The 19,300-nt window shown below is 50.5% G+C and carries 18 protein-coding genes; 11 read left to right on the top strand and 7 right to left on the bottom strand.

All coding sequences use genetic code 11. The features are described 5' to 3' along the window. Positions 1–152: 152 nt before the first annotated feature. The 4 genes from VIS48_14965 to VIS48_14950 form a co-directional block, all read right to left on the bottom strand. Positions 153–647: a hypothetical protein gene (locus VIS48_14965; protein HEY9167453.1), complete on the bottom strand. Its 495-nt coding sequence runs from the start codon at positions 645–647 to the stop codon at positions 153–155. Between the two features lie 307 nt (positions 648–954). After that, positions 955–1,263, bottom strand: a complete 309-nt coding sequence (locus VIS48_14960) for a hypothetical protein (GenBank protein HEY9167452.1) — start codon at positions 1,261–1,263, stop codon at positions 955–957. A gap of 329 nt (positions 1,264–1,592) precedes the next feature. After that, positions 1,593–2,243, bottom strand: a complete 651-nt coding sequence (locus VIS48_14955) for a hypothetical protein (GenBank protein HEY9167451.1) — start codon at positions 2,241–2,243, stop codon at positions 1,593–1,595. A gap of 393 nt (positions 2,244–2,636) precedes the next feature. After that, a complete protein-coding gene (locus VIS48_14950) occupies positions 2,637–3,944 on the bottom strand; it encodes an MFS transporter (protein ID HEY9167450.1) in 1,308 nt (435 codons plus the stop codon). A gap of 518 nt (positions 3,945–4,462) precedes the next feature. On the opposite strand from VIS48_14950, the gene VIS48_14945 reads away from it, so the two are divergent. The 11 genes from VIS48_14945 (at position 4,463) to VIS48_14895 (ending at position 16,392) form a co-directional block, all read left to right on the top strand. Further along, entirely contained in the window at positions 4,463–4,723 is a 261-nt protein-coding gene (locus VIS48_14945) for a hypothetical protein (GenBank protein HEY9167449.1), read from the top strand. Between the two features lie 341 nt (positions 4,724–5,064). Next, positions 5,065–6,267 carry a metallophosphoesterase gene (locus tag VIS48_14940; GenBank protein HEY9167448.1) on the top strand — a complete coding sequence of 401 codons (1,203 nt, stop codon included), beginning with the start codon at positions 5,065–5,067 and terminating at the stop codon, positions 6,265–6,267. A gap of 3 nt (positions 6,268–6,270) precedes the next feature. Continuing rightward, positions 6,271–8,367 (top strand): glycosyltransferase 87 family protein, encoded by a 2,097-nt coding sequence (locus VIS48_14935; GenBank protein ID HEY9167447.1) that lies wholly within the window; start codon positions 6,271–6,273, stop codon positions 8,365–8,367. A gap of 899 nt (positions 8,368–9,266) precedes the next feature. Beyond that, entirely contained in the window at positions 9,267–9,710 is a 444-nt protein-coding gene (cdd, locus tag VIS48_14930) for a cytidine deaminase (protein ID HEY9167446.1), read from the top strand. A 1-nt stretch (position 9,711) separates the two neighbouring features. Continuing rightward, a complete protein-coding gene (locus tag VIS48_14925) occupies positions 9,712–10,269 on the top strand; it encodes a thymidine kinase (GenBank protein ID HEY9167445.1) in 558 nt (185 codons plus the stop codon). Positions 10,270–10,358: 89 nt separating this feature from the next. Beyond that, positions 10,359–10,736 (top strand): four helix bundle protein, encoded by a 378-nt coding sequence (locus VIS48_14920; GenBank protein HEY9167444.1) that lies wholly within the window; start codon positions 10,359–10,361, stop codon positions 10,734–10,736. Positions 10,737–10,838: 102 nt separating this feature from the next. Further along, positions 10,839–11,855: a BMP family ABC transporter substrate-binding protein gene (locus VIS48_14915; GenBank protein HEY9167443.1), complete on the top strand. Its 1,017-nt coding sequence runs from the start codon at positions 10,839–10,841 to the stop codon at positions 11,853–11,855. Between the two features lie 100 nt (positions 11,856–11,955). After that, complete coding sequence (locus VIS48_14910) at positions 11,956–13,500, top strand: ABC transporter ATP-binding protein (protein ID HEY9167442.1); 1,545 nt, start codon at positions 11,956–11,958, stop codon at positions 13,498–13,500. Further along, positions 13,478–14,560, top strand: a complete 1,083-nt coding sequence (locus VIS48_14905) for an ABC transporter permease (GenBank protein ID HEY9167441.1) — start codon at positions 13,478–13,480, stop codon at positions 14,558–14,560. Before VIS48_14910 ends, VIS48_14905 begins: the two co-directional genes overlap by 23 nt. 96 nt (positions 14,561–14,656) lie before the next feature. Beyond that, on the top strand, positions 14,657–15,571 hold the full coding sequence (locus VIS48_14900) for an ABC transporter permease (GenBank protein ID HEY9167440.1): 915 nt from the start codon (positions 14,657–14,659) through the stop codon (positions 15,569–15,571). Continuing rightward, entirely contained in the window at positions 15,571–16,392 is an 822-nt protein-coding gene (locus VIS48_14895; GenBank protein HEY9167439.1) for a purine-nucleoside phosphorylase, read from the top strand. The genes VIS48_14900 and VIS48_14895 overlap by 1 nt, the downstream gene beginning before the upstream one ends. 16 nt (positions 16,393–16,408) lie before the next feature. Here the strand turns inward: VIS48_14895 and VIS48_14890 are convergent, their stop codons facing one another. From VIS48_14890 to VIS48_14880, 3 genes are all read right to left on the bottom strand, one after another. Beyond that, the gene (locus VIS48_14890; protein ID HEY9167438.1) at positions 16,409–17,206 is read right to left on the bottom strand and encodes a cytochrome c; all 798 of its coding nucleotides are present in this window, start codon (positions 17,204–17,206) and stop codon (positions 16,409–16,411) included. 12 nt (positions 17,207–17,218) lie between these two features. Then, on the bottom strand, positions 17,219–18,439 hold the full coding sequence (locus VIS48_14885) for a hypothetical protein (GenBank protein HEY9167437.1): 1,221 nt from the start codon (positions 18,437–18,439) through the stop codon (positions 17,219–17,221). A 72-nt stretch (positions 18,440–18,511) separates the two neighbouring features. Next, positions 18,512–19,246 (bottom strand): carboxypeptidase regulatory-like domain-containing protein, encoded by a 735-nt coding sequence (locus tag VIS48_14880; GenBank protein ID HEY9167436.1) that lies wholly within the window; start codon positions 19,244–19,246, stop codon positions 18,512–18,514. Positions 19,247–19,300 lie beyond the last annotated feature (54 nt).

Here is a 19,300-nt window from a genome sequence, read left to right as displayed (position 1 = left end):
ATAGTGCAGTACTGGGCCTTGAGCCCGTTAATTATTAGGGGAACATCGTTCCCTAATCTAATTTGCGACGAGGAGGTTTTCCTGTATATCATCTAACTCACTTCTGCTTCACTTTCCACTTTCAATATGGGTCCTGTTAGCTGGCGTGCCGCTCATAGATAACCACCTCTTGCTGGTGGTAGCTGCGAATACTTTGGATTGGACTCCACGATGTTTTCAATCAACTGAATCAGCTCCCTCAACTTCACCGCCGCGCTGTCCTGACTTATTATGGCATCTGACCAGTACAGATGTTTAACCGTTGAATTATCCTTAACGTCGAAAATGTACGTCGCATTTGGAGTAACGTATCCCACAGTATCTTCCGTGGGCACAACGAAAGTGTCCGGATAACTAAAGAAACCGATTTCCGACATCTTGGCACTGATTAACTGTAGTTCACTATCGGAAAGAACGAAGGGGGCCGTGGTTGTGCCATCCATGACCAGATCCTTGGTGTAAGTGTTCTCGAAGGTATTCAGCACATTCCTTGCGTTGACTCCATAGCTGAACTTCAAATTGAAATTTCTAGGTTCTGGTGAAGTGCCCGAATCAGAACATGACATCACCAGCAAAGCGAGAACCGTGATTGACAATAACCATTTCATGATAGGCCCTCCTTTGTTAAACATCTGGCGGCATGCCAGCTAACGTGACGCCGGACAAAGTCGTGGCGCGCTCCTTCTTCATATAATATGCGCCGCATGAAGCCTGTCCGTCGCGCGCAAGCGTGCTTGCGGAAGGCGGGCGAGTACGATGATATATAATTCAGCCATAGGCTGATGCGCCTTCCGCCACAAGAACGGCGGACAGGCTGGCGCAAATCGAGCGTCATGATTGTCGCTGTTATGCGCTGGCGGGCGCATGTAATTTGTGGAATCAAATTCATAATGACTCCGGGATTAGCGAATGGGATCATTGCTCGAGTTGCCCTTTCTTCCATTCGTCTACCCGAAAGTTCCTTACTGTATCCTGGGTGATTGTAAAAACAAGATTCTTGACATGAGATGGGTCGATAAGATCATAATCAACCACAATCGTGTAAAATACCTCGTCAGGCTTGCTGACGATGTTGCTATCACTGGGGCCAAGCAGACTCACCAACTGGGAACTAGACAGGCCAATGAGTTTATGGTTGGAAAGCAGGTCATCAAGCATTCCATTTCTGTAAGGGTACTGATCCACATCTTCCTTTGACAACCATTTCTCTTTGTCATATCGCATACTACATCCGGAAATCCCAGAGACGAGCAAGATTGTCACCAAGCTCAAGAAAACTGTCTGACTATTGTTCATTGGTAGCCTTCAGAATTATGTGCGCCCGCTTGCGCATAACGTTTAGGCAAACCGTCGTTGCGAGCCGCCAGTATCGAACTGACTCTCAATTGCTCTGGCGGCGAGCAATGGAGCGAGCACTCTACATTTAGCCAAACTTGAACTTCCTTAGTCTATCCAGCGTGCGAGCGCCGGTTTGCCGTTTGTTATGTGCCGTTTGCACGTGTGGTCAGACTATTCCAAACGATTGATTGTTCAACGGCCCTTTCAGGCTGTCCTCATTGAAAGTCATGCATCTTCAAGAAAGCGCGTTCGGTTCTGTCCACTTCGGTGATTATTTGGAGAATAGGAGAAGGTGGACCTGTAATAGCGCTGCCTCTTCCCGCAAACAGGGACGACAGCACCGGCTCACCATGGATGTTGAACGCGTAAAATACCTCGATCGATGCAAATTTCTTGAAATCCACTTGACGTCTAAATGTGATCACGGCAACCCGAATTACGTTCGTATTACATGCCTTCGGGTCATAGATATCTTCTTGAACATTGACGAGCTGTGCGAATGAGATGCCAATCGTGCTCTTGGGCGCAAGCTCATCGGCGAGGCGGTAGTATCCGCTAGTGGCAATGCGAGTGATTACCTTGAATGGTTCGGGTCGTATCAAATACGTGATCGACAGTAACTGGATGTCTCTGACGGGGACGGAGGTTGTGCTGGAGATGAAGGCGCTATCAGAACGGAATCGTACCTCAATCGACGGCTCCATCGAGAGCATAACGGCATCACGCGTAGTGTCAATTGCTTTCGAATTCTGCCACACAATGTAGGAATTGACAAGCAGTGCAAGAAGAGCGATGAATCCAGCGAACCAAGCAGCCATGGTGGCAGGCCGGGTGCTGAACCACTCAATGATGTTGGAAGGTTTCACGTTTTTAACTCCGCTCGTGCAAATGGCACATAACTACTTGGCTAACGTATTCGTTAATCATGCTTATTCGGTTTGGTTAACGAACCGTTTAGTTTATTTGGTTTTTGTCTTCCAAAGCCTGAGGACTCGGCATTGCTTTTACCAACCTCAATAGGGCCGGACTGTTATAGCTTTGATATCGTATTCTTCCCGTTCCCTGATTGTTCCCACGTGCGCCTTACGCGCATCAGCCTCTGGCTGACCCACCCTGAGTGCTGCAAATCTAACCTGTCCATGATGCTAAGTCAAGCATTCCCAAACCCCAAGCCCCCCTCTGAGCCAATGCTTCCGCCTTCATAATCTCCAGAACGCTCGCCGCGTTAACGTTCCGGTCCGTGCTCGCGATGCTCTTTCCTACGCCTGAGAGGGCTTCTCTTTCCTTGATATGTACCAGTTATACGCGAGCATGATGATGGTCGCAACTATCCCGATCCCCGTTAACACGAGCCACATCATCGTCGGTTGGCCAATTACCTGAATCGTGCCTCCGGTGCGAACAAGAAGATCGGCAGTCATCTTGGTGTAGAGCCATCCGCCGAAAATTCCCCCGACAAACCACGCAATCGCGATTGGAAGAAATGCGAATCCCTGGAAAAGTGCCTCCTGCCCTTTCGGTGCGTGATCGGCTATGTATTCGTAGTACCGGGGCGCCATCGTCATCTCTCCAAACGACCAGACGACCATCGCGGCAATTATCGTCCACACAGTCGGATGAATTGCAATCACGACCCATGTTAAAGTGGATATCCCGAATCCCGCGACAATCGCCGTCACCGGAGGCATCTTCTTCGTCAGCCGGTTGACCACAACTTGCATTATGAAAATCGCCCAGGCGTCGACCGACTCGATGACTTCGAACGGCGCGTTCTTGGAAACGAAATCTGTAATGTAAAACGGCACGATTACAAACACCTGCCAGAACATTATCCAGTACAATGAAATGATGAGTAGAAAAACCATGAATCGTCCGTGCGTGACTACTCTCCCAAGATCTCCAATCTTTTGGAGAAGAGACGGCTGGTGAATCTCCTGCGCGGCCGGTGGATTGCGGTAGAATATCAATGTCCCGACGAACATCAACGCGCATGTCACTGCGGAGACTGTGTACACGGATTGTATGCCGATGCTCCGCCTGAAGAAGTAAGCGATCACCGGGCCTGTCGCGCCCCCTATGTTGACAAGCGTGTAGTAGATCGCGTAGCCGAGCGATTTGGTTTCCGGCGTCGTCGCGAGAGCAGTCGTACCGAGTACGGAAGGTTTTATGAATGATTCACCGATCGCGGTGAATATTAATACTACGATCAGAACCCAGAACAGCGGGAATGCATTGGTCACGAATGTCAGTCGCGGGGAACCGACAGAGCCGATGAGGTAATATCCGATCGCCATTACGAAGAATGCGAACGAGAAAGATTTCCTGAACCCGAATTTGTCTGCAAATGTACCGGCGAATATCGGCAGGAGGAATATGAACCCGCCGAATATCGACGCGAGTGTACCTGCGTCGACCTCGCTGAACTTCAGGTAATCCCTCAGGAATATGCTGAGGACGGCGGCCTGGGCGTAATAAGCGAGCCGTTCGAAGAGCTCAAGAATGTTTGCGACCCAGAATGACCTGTGAAATCCGCTGAAGAATGTTTTGATCTTTGATCCGTCGCTCATGATTGTTCCCTGTGCGAGTCTGGTTTGAGGCCGATCGATTTGGCGGGCTCGATTGTCATTTATGAATTCAAATATAATGAATGAGAAAGGTAGCGCAAAACATTCGACAGGTCGCTCCTAACGGAGCTTCAATTGGCTCTTTGTCTCTGTCTGTAGACAGGACGCGCCTGACGGCGCTAGGAAAGATGTTAAACCCGGCGATTCCACACGAGTCTTTATGATCCCCTTGCGAAAATGTCCCGCTCCGAAGGAGTCCTTTGGACCTTCGATAGTGTCCCGTTGGGACGCGAGATTCTCTCTCTTCTCCACGTGTGCTTTTACAGCGATTTTTTGTCAAGCGAGAGTCTTGACTCCAGACTAGAACCGTGACACTATACTCGCTCCTTGTCGCCTCGGTTGTTCCGGAGCTGAACTCCGGAACTGCACCATGTGCGCAGGTCATCTGTTGGACAACAGACACGTAACGAGGTGAATTCCCTCCATGTTGTCATTCTGAATGCCGATGCTCCCCTATCGGCATGAGAAATCTCGAATTGATAAATGCGGCAGTCTACTTGGAACAGAGAAGCTATCTGTCATTTGATACTTCCACTTTCCACAACCGGGGAGTCCTGTCTGTTTCGATGTATCTAAGTTTTCTCATGACGACTGCGGAGCGTCGGGAGTCGAACTCCGACCCCAGTGCGACAGTTCAACTGTCGCACAACAGAAAGCTTTATATCGTGCTTCCACTCAGGCGCGGCGGAACCCGATGGGATCGCAGCTCCTGGCAGCTGTAGCATTTGTGTGGCACCGCAGAGCGGCGCCACAAGGGCAAAACCAGTCAATATGTCATTCCGAGGAGTCTTGCTAGCATTGACCTGGGGACGACGAGGAATCTTCTTGAGTACTCCTCAATGATCCTTTTGCGAAGAGCAACAGAAGATTCCTCACTTCTTTCATCCGTTCGGAATGACAAAGGAAGAGGGATTCGTAATCGAGTGCTTACAATTAGTACGTGGCGACAATTCGAGGAACCGATCTTTGTTGGGCCATGCGTCGCTTCAATATTCTCCCTACCATAAAACCTCCACGAATATTAAATTGACACCAGGAATACAAATGAGCTACATCTAGAAATATGCCATACGTACCATTCCATTTCTTCAGGATCCTCCTGACCGCGTTGATGCTGGGCTCACAACTCATCGTTTACCGGTTTGCCGCGAAATATCTCACCGGTCTTGGCGTGAAGCGAGGATTTACGATCTTCATTCTCCCCTTGATATTTCTGATTATAAATATTCCATCGGTTTTCATTTATTACGAGCCGCAGTGGTTCATTTCCGGATTCGCGAGGACGTACGTGATGATGCCGTTCTACGCATATGAGACATTCAGTGTGGCGGTACTCCTCGCCTGGCTTATCGCGCTTCCGATCAGGTCAGCAGTCCGCCTGACGAGAACGCTCGTCGATAAATTGGCGCGCAAACCGCAAGGCGATCTCCCTTCCCAATCGAGAAGAATTTTTATCAAGAACACCGCTATCGGACTCGGCGCGTACACTATCGTCGGATCTCTTCACAGCATTTACACTCGCGAGGAATTCACGATCGAGAATGTCGCACTCCCGATCAAGAACCTTCCGGCTCAACTCCAGGACTTGAAGATCGCAATGATAAGCGATATTCATGCCGGACTGTACATGGTCGAAGACGACATGCTGAAGTACACGGAAGCGCTAAACGACCTCAACCCCGACATCATCTTCATCCCGGGGGATTTCGTGACGAGCAGGACGGATGAGATCTATCCTTTCGTGAAAGCGTTCAAGGGCTTGAAATCGAAAAATGGAATATACACCTGCCTCGGAAACCACGACTTCTTCGGAGATCCGGATGTCATCACGGACAAAGTGCGTGAGACAGGGATGGTGGTATTGAGGAACCAGACGGAAGAGCTTGAGCTGATCGGCGCGAAGGTCATGCTTTCCGGAGTAGACGACGGTCGTCACGCCAATTTCGCGAAAGTATCCTACGAGGCAACATCACTCGAGACTACAAGGATACTTCTCTGTCATAAGCCGTACTTCTTCGAGAACGCGGTAGCGGGCAAGTTCGACGTAATGCTGAGCGGTCACACTCATGGCGGACAGATAGTTCTATTCGACGCGCTGGGAATCAAAATTACACCTGCGGCGCTCGCCTCCAAATACATATCAGGGAGATACAAGATGGGCGATTCGACGATGTATGTCAGCCGCGGCATCGGGACAGTCGGCCTGCCGGTGCGCGTTAATTGTCCCCCTGAGATTACGGTTTTCAATCTTGTTAAGAAATCCTGATTGATGCGACTTCTCGCGCGGATTTACATTTTAGTCTCTGTCCTCTTCATAGTTTTATATGGTGTCCTTCCCGGGTTCTTCCGAGTTGAAGGCAACTTCATCGCATATTACGTAGCAGGAAAAAGTTTTCTTGCCGGCATCGACCCGACGCAATTGTACCGGTTTCCGGACTTTCAGATCATGGTCGCGAGGAGCGGACTCTCGGGCGGAATGTACTCGTTCACGTCATCGACACCGGCGTGGATACCGGTCTACGCTCTTATGGCTTTATCGTCGCCGCCGGTCGCGAAATTCCTTCTCACCGCACTCGGCGCCCTGCTGTTCGTGCCGCTCGTCCACATCGCAGCGAGCGTAGCGAAATCGTCTTTCAGGACAGCGTATATTGTATTCTTCAGCTCATCGTTCGCCCTCGCACTTAATTTCCGCGACGGTGAACCGTTCCTCATTCTGACATTCCTGCTGCTCCTCGCGTTCTTCGCTTTCGATATGAAAGCGGAGGCGGTCACCGGAATTATACTAGGTCTGATTTTTCCCTCCGAGACGCTCGCGTTCATTCCAGCATTAATGTTCCTGCTCGTCGCGAGGTGGAGAGTATTCGTTTACTTTGTCGTTGCAGCACTCATATCATCGGGAATTATTTTCGTAATAGTGGGACAGGATACTTCCATTTATTACCTCCAGCACGTATTGCCTTTTAACATAAATGGAAGAGTTTTCAATCCATACTCATCATTCCATCAAACCGCATGGTCATTTTTCCGCCGGCTGTTTCTTTTTAACGAGACGCTCAACCCGGGTCCATTCATCAGCTCAACTCCAGCATTCATCTTCTCGACATCATTTTTCAAGGCGTTCGTTGCAGTCCCGTCCGCTTACTTTTTCTATAAAGGAATCGAGAGAAACAGTCTTCGTGAAGCATTGATCGCGGCGTCATTCCCGATAATTTTCCTTTCACCGACCGGATCGTCAGTACAAATGGTGCTCCTCGCACCGGCGGTTGTTTGTCTCGCGCAGACCGCGCTCGATGAGGGCAAACGAAAAACCGCAGTTTCATTTATCGCGACCTATGCCGCCATCTGCGTTCCCCTGTTCACATTCTTCGAAGATTACCTGCACCTTTATTCCACAATCACCAGCTACGAGAGATTCATCTTGCTGGTCGTCCTTTATCTGGTGTATCTGGTATTTCAGTCGAGGCTTGTTCCGCGAGAGTCGTGGACAGTGCGTGGAGCGATCACAGGGGGATTGATAGCGGCCGTAGCGCTCACTTTGTATTTCGGCGACCACTCCGTTCAAATGTCTGCTGCACCTCCGATTGTGCCGGCGATGGATGCTAAGTTGCGTGAAAGGCCTTCGTTTTCTCCGGCCGCTGGGAGAACCTCCATAACTGCAATTACATATGATTCGGATGGAAGGACATTTTCACCATCAGATGGATCCAGAGATCCGAAGTATGGTGATTGTTTTTCATATGCAGCAGACAGGTTTGGTAAGGTTTCGGGATTCGGGACAATCGATGACGGCAAGACATTCTGCGGATTCAATTCTCAGGGAAAATTGACCGAGTTCGAAGGCACAAGTCCGATGATCAGCATCGACGGAGACAGGGGCGCATTCGTCAGGAACGGTAGTCTTTATGCGATTGAGATCGAAGGCCGGCGAGTGTCAATAACCGATACTGTCTCATTTCTTCCGTTCCGACTATCATGCGGCGCGTTCAACAGCAGCATCGACGATGAGTTAGTGCTTGTGGTCGATTCACTGAACGGCCAGTCCTCCATCGTCACGTACAATTTGAGGAGCCGGCGGGAATCCGTCCAGCACTTGAACTTTCCGGTGTCGCACATTTGTGCAGACGAAGATACGTTTTATGTAAGTGAAGAGGTCGAAGACACAACTGACATCTGGACAATACCTTCGATCAGCGGATTGCATTCAACAGAACCAAGGAAGCTCTTCTCGTTGCGCGGGGATATAATTGATCTGGCGGTAATCAATCATTCGATCTATTTTTCTTCTGATTTTGGAAGAGGGTTGAACTGGCCGACGGTGTACAGATATGTGGGAGCCGGCGCGGGTACCGAAGTTCGAATGCATTGATTTTTCCAGGTTCCTCTGCTTTGAGGTGGAACCCTGTCGCTGTTACGTTCACTCGTGAAGCGGCGGAACGAGGGAAAACAATCAATCTGTCATTCCGAGGAGTCGTGCGAGCATCGACCTTGTGACGACGGGGAATCTTCTCAAATACTCCTCAATGATGCTTTCCTAGAGTCCTGTAAAAGATTCCTCCACTCACTCATCCGTCCGATTACTCGGACAGATTCGTTCGGTCGGAATGACACTGCAAAACACCCCCTGTCATTTCGATGAGTCGGACAAGCAATGGGTAAGTGACGACGAGAAATCTTCCAGAGTACTCCTCAATGATACTTTTGTAGAGTCATGCAAAAGATTCCTCCACTCGTTCATCCGTGCGAATTACTCGCGCGAACTCATTCACCCGGTATGACGAGAAGTAGGCTCTTGGTTGTTTCGCAGTTGAACTCCATCGGAGCGCGACAGCTCATTCGTTGCACAACGGAACTCGTCCTGGCTAGAGTGACAGCTGAAGAGCAAAGAGCGGAGCTCACAGAATTAGGACCGCAGCGGTACACAAACTCAAGGGCTAGCAGTGGGCTACTTTCAAAGTGAAGTGACATTGACAAATTCTCTCACTGTCATTCCCGCATGTTTCTAGCGGGAATCCATTTCTCAAGATGGAGGCACCTCTCGACTTCACAGGATTCTCGCAAACTGAACGGTGGATTCCCGCGTTCGCGGGAATGACAGAGGAGGAGGCGGCCACCTACTGGACTTTTAACATAAGGGAATGACATTTGTGTTTTTTTTGAACGCCGTAGAATACTCAACGATGGGACATTTCAGTAGCGTAAAAATAGCCGACTACTCAAGGGCTGAAATCCTTGATTTTCTACGGGGGCGCTGGTATATTTTTTTGCATGCCGAAAAAATCCAGTACGCCTGTATCCGAGCTTATCGCGATTGCAAACGAAGCGAAGGAAAACTCGGAGGCAAAGTTCTCACATTTTCGGGTCGGGGCGGCAATCGAGGCGGAGGGCGGAACAATCTACCCTGCTTTCAATATCGAATCGAGTAGTTACGGCTTATCCATGTGCGCCGAACGGATCGCGGTGTGGAATGCTATCAACGCCGGCGAATCTAAATTCACCAGAATTGCCATCGTCTCGGACGCGAAGGATTTCTGCACTCCATGCGGAGCATGCCGACAGGTTTTGTTCGAACTGGCAGGGGACGTTGAAGTCTTGATGACGAACAAGAAGGGCGAGATAAGAAAAACGAAATTGTCGACTCTCTTGCCTGATGCATTCACATCTAACACGCTTTTCAATACGGGAGAAGACCAAGTTGGGCGAGGAGATTAGCATACACTATGCTCCGCGGGACACCGGCTGGATCGAGGTGATCTGTGGATGCATGTTCAGCGGAAAGACTGAGGAGCTGATACGCCGACTGAGGCGCGCCGAAATCGCAAGACAGAATGTGGCGATATTCAAACCCCGAATCGATAAGCGCTACAGTGACGACCATATTGTATCCCACAGCGATGACCGGCTGAAATCGATTGTCGTCGATTCGGCACTAGATGTCCCTTTCCTCGCGAAAGACGCGCAAGTGATCGGAATCGATGAAGGGCAGTTTTTCGGGATGGAGCTCGTTCAGGTGTGCGAATCTCTTGCATCCGCGGGAAAAAGAGTAATCGTCGCGGGGCTTGACCAGGACTTCCGCGGCAAGCCTTTCGAACCGATTCCCCAACTTCTCTCTGTCGCCGAGTATATCACAAAAACTCTCGCCATCTGCGTCATATGTGGCAACCCCGCCGACAGGACGCAGCGCAAAACTCAGCAGGGCGAACGCGTGTTGGTGGGTGCGAAGGATATTTATGAAGCGAGATGCAGAAAGTGTTTCGTGGTTCCGGAGTAGGATGGGGAGAAAAGGCAAAGAAGTTACTAAGGGACGGAGGCACAAAGGTAACAAAGGGACAAAGCGGATGAAGAAGGAGGCGTTTGCAAATGAAAGTTGAAACGGAGAGGAAATCTATTAAGACCTATAGGGATCTGATTGTCTGGCAGAAATCGATTTCATTCGTTACCGACATTTATAAAATGACGAAATGTTTTCCAAAAGATGAACAGTTTGGTCTTATCTCTCAAATGCGACGCTGTTCTGTTTCGGTACCGAGCAATATTGCAGAAGGTTACGGGCGCAGATCCACCGGCGACTATGTTCGGTTTCTCAGGATTGCAATGGGCTCTACGTTTGAAATACAAACTCAGCTCCAGATTGCGTCGAACCTGAATTATCTGGGTCAATGCGAGTTCGACGTGATTCATGAAAAGAGTCGAGAGCTTGAACGAATGCTAAGTGCTCTTTTGAGTAAACTTAATTGATAAAGAGTACTTGCCATAATTTGCTTTTCGCCTTTGTTGCCTCTGTACCTGTGTGCCTGTACTACCCTCGCACCTCATTCCCCATCCAATGGAGTAGAGAGAATGACTAAATTGACCTTTATCATGATGGCACTTTTCACTCCCGCTCTTCTTCTTCAATCCTGTGGCAAAGGGCAACCCAGCGCAACGCCTAACAGCGAAGTCGGCCTCGTTTTCGATGTAGGCGGTAGAGGTGACAAGTCGTTCAACGACGCGGCGTATCTCGGGTTGCAGACCGCAAAAGACAGTCTCGGCGTCCAGTATCAGTATATCGAGCCGAGCGGCGGTTCAGACCGTGAGTCCGCACTTCGTCAACTGGCGAGTCAGAAAAGTATCGGACTCATATTTGGAGTCGGATTCATATTTACCGACGACATCACGAACGTTGCGAAAGATTTTCTCGATAAGAAATTTGCATGCATCGATTATTCTTATGATCCGACGAAGACGCTTCCTCCCAATCTGATCGCGATAGAGTTCCGCGAGGAAGAAGGATCGTTCCTTGTCGGCGCGCTCGCCGGACTTATCACGAAGACGAATACTGTCGGGTTTGTAGGAGGGATGGAATCGCCGCTGATTAAGAAATTTCAGGCAGGTTACGAAGCCGGCGTAAAGTATGTGAACCCCCGTGCAAAGACAATCGTCGGATATGCCGGAGTCACGGGCGACGCGTTTAAGAATCCCGCCAAGGGTAAAGAGCTTGCCCTCAGCCAGTATTCCCAGGGCGCTGACATTATCTATCATGCTTCCGGAGTGACAGGTCTCGGTGTCTTTGTAGCGGCAAAGGATATGAAAAAGTTCGCGATCGGCGTCGATATGGACCAGTGGAAAGAAGCGCCGGGGTATGTCCTTACAAGCATGGTAAAGAAAGGCAACATAGCCGTATTCGACATCATCAAGGAATGGAAGCAGGGCAAGTTTGACGGAGGTAGGGCTGACGTTTTCGGACTGGCTGACGACGGGATCGGTTTCGTGTACGATGAGAACAACAAGCCGCTCATTCCGCAGAGCGTTTACGACAAGGTCGAATCGCTCAGACAGGACATCATAAACGGAAAAATAAAAGTGCCGATTGAGTAGATCAGCCTGCAGCAATTAGTTTTTTAGCTTTTAGCCAATAGCCACTACTAATAGCTAACCGCTGATAGCTGATTGCTGACTGCTGACTGCTGATTTCTGATTGCTAGTCATCCCAATGCCCTACGCCATAGAACTACTCGACATCACGAAGCGCTTCGCGCGCACGGTCGCCAACGACGACGTTACGCTGAGAGTCGTCGCGGGTTCGATACATGCTCTTGTCGGAGAAAACGGAGCGGGCAAGACCACGCTGATGGAAACTCTATACGGCTTGTACCAGCCCGACTCCGGCAGCATCATGGTGCACGGGAAGAAGGTGGTGATCAGATCGCCTCACGATTCCATAAAGCTCGGGATCGGAATGGTCCACCAGCACTTCATGCTCGTTCCGACTCTGACGGTTCTTGAGAACATCGTACTCGGTATGGAGACAACGCGGCATTTACTCATGGACCTGAAGAAATCGGCTTCCAAGGTCGAAGCAATTGCCGAAAAATTTTCACTGCATGTTCCGCTCGATGAAAGAGTCGAGCATGTCGGTGTCGGAGTCCAGCAAAGAGTGGAAATACTTAAGGCGATCTATCGCAAGGCGGAAGTGCTCATACTTGACGAACCGACTGCTGTCCTGACGCCGCAGGAGTCTACCCAGCTATTCAAGATCCTTCGTGGATTAAGAGATGAGGGGAAAACGATCATTCTCATCACGCACAAGCTCAATGAAGTGATGGAAATAAGCGACCGCATTTCGGTAATGAGGAAAGGAAGGATGGTTGGCGAGCTCGAGACAGCAAGAACTAACCCGCAGGAAATCGCGCAGTTAATGGTGGGCAGGCCAGTTCTACTTCGGGTGGAGAAAGGCGCGGCTAAGAAATCAAAGCCGGCACTCCAGGTGAGGAATCTGAGCTTCGTCGACCGGCGCGGCGTATCCGTTCTTTCGGACGTTTCTTTCGAGGTTGCATCGGGAGAGATCCTCGGCATCGCCGGCGTCGAAGGGAACGGCCAATCGCAGCTCATCGAATGTATCGCGGGACTAAGCAAGCCCGCGACAGGTTCTATAATGCTTGACGGGACGGAGATTTCATCTCATACAGTGCGTGAAGTATTCGAAAATGGAATCGCTCATGTTCCCGAAGACCGGATAAAACGAGGACTCGTCATCGACATGTCGATCTGCGAAAATCTGATTCTCGGATTACATAATCGGCCGCAGTTCGGTGGACCTTTTTCTCTCGACCGGGCGAAGATAAAAGAAAACGCCAGAAACTTGATCGAAAGATACGACATCCGGCCGCCCGACCCCGAGGTTCACACGCGCGGACTTTCAGGAGGAAACCAGCAGAAAGTGATAATCGCGCGCGAGCTTTCACGGAACGCGAAGGTAATCATCGCCAGTCAACCGACGCGCGGAGTCGACATCGGTGGTATCGAATTCATTCACAGAACTCTGATCGCCTCGCGAGACGCGGGAATTGCAATACTCCTCGTGTCGGCAGATCTCAACGAGATACTCGGTTTGTCGGATAGAATAGCCGTCATGTACGGCGGGAAGATCACAAGGATATTCCCTGACAATAAAGTTCAGGAGAGCGAGCTTGGATTATATATGACTGGATCGAAAGGCAATGACGAAAAGATCCCTGCTTGAACATCCGCTCACTCAGAATTTTTTGATTCCGCTGCTGGCGGTTATACTCTCATTCGCGGTCGGCGCAATTTTCATCGTCGGTGTCGGCAAGAATCCGATCGAAGTGTATTCCGTTCTCTTCTCTCAAACTCTCGGAAGTTCGTACGGAATCGGTCAGCTCCTCTTCAAGACGACACCTCTCATCTTCGCGGGACTTTCGGTCGCGGTCTGTTTCAAGGCAGGACTCTTCAATATCGGAGCGGAAGGACAACTTCAGATGGGAGCGTTCCTGACTGCATTAGTCGGGATGAAAACATTCGGAGTGCCCGCCGTCCTTGAAGTTCCCCTGCTCATCCTTGCGGGTCTGGTCGGCGGCGGAGTTTGGGGATTCATACCGGGTTATCTGAAGGCAAAAGCAGGGGCACACGAAGTCATCAATACGATCATGCTTAACTTCATAGCGGCCGCTCTCGTGAGTTATTTCGTGACGAACGTGTACAACGTCCCGGCAACCGTTCACACACCGCCGATATCTCCCGCGGGAACCCTTCCACGATTCGATAAATTCTTGACCGGCTTCGAGGGATCGCCTGTAAACTTTTCAATAATAATTGCTCTGCTGGCCGCGGTTTTCGTGTCCTATTATGTCAACAGGACAAGAAAAGGTTATGAGCTCCGGGTCGTCGGCTTGAATCCGAAAGCCGCGGAGTACGGCGGGATCAGTGTCTCCAGGAATATTATCCTCAGCATGACGATTGGCGGCGCGATCGCCGGACTTGTCGGCACAAATTTCGTCATGGGATATAAATACTATTACGAAGAAGGATTTTCAAGCGGGATCGGGTTTATGGGGATTGCGGTTGCGCTTCTCGGACTTAACAATCCTTACGGTGTTATTCTCGCCGCACTTCTCTTTGGCATGCTCGACTATGGCGGGCTCGTTATAAACACGATGGTCCCGAAGGAGCTTGTCAGCATCCTGCAGGCAATCGTAATCATATTCGTAATATCGTCCAACAAGATCTTCCGGAATACTCTCGTCGATATCCTGAAGAAGCGCAAGATTGCGCCGACTGAATGAAAGATGAAGAGTTTTAGATTTTGAATTCTAAAATATGAATTACGGTACATCGGTCTTTGATTCGAAAATCAGATTAAGGATTCACAACTGTAGCTCATGATAAGCCAGATTCTTTCACTCGCGTTTCTCGCCCAGACGGTGAGGATCACTGTACCTTATGCGCTCGCGTCGCTCGGCGGAGTTTACAGCGAGCGAGGCGGAGTGACGAACATCGCGCTTGAAGGAATTATGCTTAACGGCGCCTTCAGTGCTACCGTTGGGACTTATTATACAGGCAGCCCTCTTTTCGGGATCGCCTGCGGACTGGCCGGAGGCCTTCTCACCTCCCTGCTCCATGCGATAATCTCGATCAACATCAAGGCAGACCAAATAATATCCGGAGTTGCCATCAACTTGTTCGCGGTCGGTATCACGAAGTTCGTGCTCCAAATAATTTTTCACAGCTCGAGCAATTCGGACAGGATCGCGGGCCTTCCCGTCATTTCTCTTCCTTTCGGCAGCGCCTCACCCGAGATCTCCGGGCTTTTCGGAAATCCGCTTGTGATATTTACGATACTCGCCGTGATTGCCAGCCACTTTATAATCTTCAGATCAAGATTCGGCTTGCGGCTCAGATCGGTCGGAGAAAATCCTGAAGCGGCAGACACAGTCGGGATAAGCGTACCACGTTACAGGTACTACGGCGTCATGATAAGCGGTCTGCTGGCAGGATTATCGGGGGCATGGCTTGCATTCGACCAGCGTTCGTTTACAGACGGCATGTCTGCGGGGCGCGGATTCATAGCTCTCGCGGCGATGATCGTGGGAAAGTGGAACCCGCTCGGTGCGGCAGCCGCCTGCCTCCTTTTCGGATTTGCCGAGAGTCTGCAGATCCAGCTTCAAGGCGCGGGCCTCCCGACACAATTCATACAAATGATCCCTTACGTGGCCACCATCGTTGTCCTCGCGGGATTTATCGGAAAAGCAGTTGCACCCGCGGCCGATGGCATTCCGTATGAAAAGGAGAAGTAATGGAACTTCCCTTCTCGCAACAGGCAGATTTCATAGGTGAGCACTTCTTCAGGCGAGACCCGGTCAGCCGGACAAGAATTTTTGACATCGCCGTCGTCCTCGGGAGCGGACTGGGCGGCTTCACGAATCACCTCGAAAAGAAGTTCGCACTGAGTACCGCGCACATTCCCGGCTACCCGGCCTCCAGCGTACCAGGACACAGGGGTGAAATCGTGAGTGCGTATCTTGGGAGACGAAGGATTCTTGTTTTCAGCGGGCGCGTTCACTATTACGAGACAGTGTCGACGATCGACGCGTCTGTCACGGCGATCGTGTCTCATCTGCTCGGAATAAAGAGAATTATCCTGACAAATGCCGCCGGAATACTCAAAACCACTTTTTCACCCGGCAGCCTTATGTTGATCGACGATCAGATAAACCTTACGTCGGGAAGCGTCCTTGCTGATCTTCAGGTACCGGTAACCAACTTGAATCCGGTTTACGATCGGAGACTTATTCAAATTGCTTCGAAGGCGTCGCTAGAAACGGGCGTCCCGCTTGAACGGGGTACGTACATCGGGTTGACCGGACCGACGTACGAAACCGAGGCTGAGGTGAAGTTCTACAGGCAAATCGGCGGCGATGCTATCGGGATGTCGACCATTCACGAGGCTATGTTCGCGAGATACGCAGGAATGGAAGTAATGGGGATAAGCTGCCTGACCAATTATAGTACCGGCATCAGGCCGCAAAAACTCTTGCATAAGGAAGTGACGGACATCGGCAGAAGGGTCGACAAGAATTTTTCACGTCTCCTCATGTCGATCATCGCGCAACTCTAGAATCTCAAGCCGCTGGTTATTTCAAATCGGAGGTCTGCTTCCCGTCATAATATCTGTCAGCGTGCGACAGCGAGTACACATAGTTTGCCAGGTTCCACCTGTCGTGATCGCTGAGAATCTGGGAGAAGGAGGGCATCGGAGTACCGTTTATGCCGGTGCTGAGAACCAGGTATATTTTTTCAGGAGTCCTCGCGACTTTCAGGTCCCACGGATTAGTGAGGTTTGTCGGCTCGATATGGTTTCCCTCGTCATCCGTGACTGTGGGTGCCGATGGCCCGTCTCCTTCTCCGGCTGCGCCGTGACAGGCCCAGCAATGCATAGTGAGATACACCTGCCGCCCCTCCTCGATGCTTGAATAGGTGTATGGGACCGGCTCCGTTACTTCTACTGTGTCGAGAGGATACTGGCTCGAGTCGCTGAACATCGGTGAAAGTGATTTCAAATACTGTACGACTGAATACTGGTCGGTCACGCTCATCTGGTTGAACGAAGGCATCGCGGTGTGGTAGATACCTGAATTAATGATCCTCAGGAGATCGTAGTCTGTGGGAAGCTGTCCGGAAGCGGTACTCCGAAATTTATAGATACCCTTATTGAAATCACGCGGTTTCGTCCGGAGTGAGACCGACACGGGGCCATTCCCGTCGCCGTCATTGCCGTGGCACGGCGCGCATGCTTCATGGTACACTTCTTTTCCCCGTTCGACGCTTGCCACGCCGGAAGCGCTGCCGCTCGACGAACAGGCATAGAAGGCCGCCGCCAGGACAAAGGCCGCAACTGCCGCTACTACCTTTCTCTCAATGTGGTTCATCATGTCTCATCCTCCTTAGAATCCGACCATCGTGCCGAGCGTCAGCTGAGTCGACTTGATATCAGTCGCAGCAGACGGCGTCTTGTCGTCGAGCAGACTCACTTCCAGATACGCGCCAACATTGGCGGCAAAATGGTATCTCAGACCGCCGGTATATTGGTTTTGCTTCTCAGTAGTCTCTTTGACACTTGTGAAGTCATACCTCCCGTAAATGAAAAACTTCTCGGGAACGATCAACACGTTCAAGCCTGTGAATCCTCCCGTGAAAGTCTGTTTCAATCCAGCTACGTTGTCGTCTGACCCTGAGGCATATTCAAACGACAGATCAAATCTCTTTGTCCAGGGGTCGTTGATTTCGACGGCCACGCCCGCCCTGCTCAGTTTGTTCGAAGTGCTGTCGATAAGCATTTGCTTCCCGCCGTAATAGAAGACGCCGAGCCGGAACGGAGCATTATCGACATATGCAGTCTGTTCAAGCATCAGGAATGCTGCCTCGTTGTCCTTGAGTGAAATGTCACCCGAGGTTCCGTTGCTTATAGCCGCCTCATATCTTAAACCGTCGACAAGCTGCGGGAAAAATCCGTAGACAGACGCCGCCCATTGAGGCTCCGATAGGAGCAGCGACCCCTGGAGCGGCGTCACCGGCTCGTAATCGTATATCAGGTAGTCAGCCGACTCGACCAGAGATGTATTGTCGGGAAAAGTATTGAAAAGCCTGTATCTGCCGAACCTGAAGTTGAGATTGCTTTCCCCATCCGGCCCGAGAAGATTGTTGAACATGATACTCATAGTCTCGATCGAAGGAGAGAACTGGCCCGGTCCGCTTATACCGATCGGAGCAGCGAGAAAATAACTCAGGTGTTTCGCTATCGTTCCTGCGGTAAACAGATCAAGACCACTCGGCTCAAATGCCAGCTTGTCAGAAGTTGTCTCGGTCGTGCCGACAGTCGTCACCTGGTGCGCATAAACGAATGAAGGATAAAAGACGAACGAAAGCGACAGGGGTTCTTGTGCCCATATGGGTTCCGACTCGTCTGTGCCAGGAAGCTGGTATCCGTTTATCTGGAAACGTCTTCCAAAGTCGTTGAGGACCGGCGGGGCTGAATGACATCTGAAACAACTTACATGGTACTTCCTTGCGAATAGAGGGATCGCATCGGACTTTCCCGGCAGGACGGACAAGAATGCGATCGCACTTAGCGCATTGATCAGAAGACTCGTGTATGGACGTTTCATCTTCACTCCGGCTTTTTCTTGATTCGGCGACTACTCGCTATTTACCCACTGTCGCCGTGTACCGCTTAACTCTTATTTCAAAGAAAAATCTGCAGTCGCGGTCTTTCCCGCTACTACCGTAACATCTTGCGTGACCTCCACAGGTTCGGAGAATTCGGGCTTCCCCGCTGAAATCTTGGTGTCCCACCCTTCATGCCACATTGTAATCTTGTATTTGCCCGGAGGAACGTTGGGTATCGTGAATTTTCCGGATGTGTCTGTTATGGCTGCATAGCCGTCACCACCAACGTAGACATAACAGTTCATCCACGGGTGGACATCGCATTCGAGCAGGTACATGCCCGGCTTCTTGACGCGCTGAACTACCTTCATTCCCTTCACGGGCTCTGCAATATTAAACGCAGATGCATGATTCTCTGCGAAATAAACGTGAACGTTATGGAACAGCGGATCGCTGTTGGCTACTGTGAACTTGTCCCCATGATCGACAAGAAGAAGATGAGGAGCGTATTCACAGTCCGATTGGTCGACGACATATTTGGAAGGAGACACAGTTTCCTTCTTCCCGGCAAGACCCTCGATGTGGATCAAGGCATATTGGACTCCGCTGTCGCTTCCCACGATGAGCCTGTCGAGCGACTTGTCTCCGCCGCAGACGTCAATGTTGTATGTTACTTTGTAAGGTTTCATCTCCGGCAAAGTGCCTGTGAACTTCACTGTGCCTGAGATCGAACCGGATTGGCCAAAGGTCAAGTCATTCCCTAATAAAAGAAAGAACAACGCAATGACAAATCGGATAGTTTTCATTTTTCCTCTCCTCCTGTACTAATATCATCTCGTCCGGCAGACGAAATCAATCTG

It is taken from the genome of Candidatus Kryptoniota bacterium (assembly GCA_036567965.1).
In the GTDB taxonomy this organism is placed as follows: domain Bacteria; phylum Bacteroidota; class Ignavibacteria; order Kryptoniales; family JAKASW01; genus JAKASW01.
Note: the sequence above shows the minus strand (reverse complement) of the source record. Positions and strands in the feature narration are given on the sequence as shown.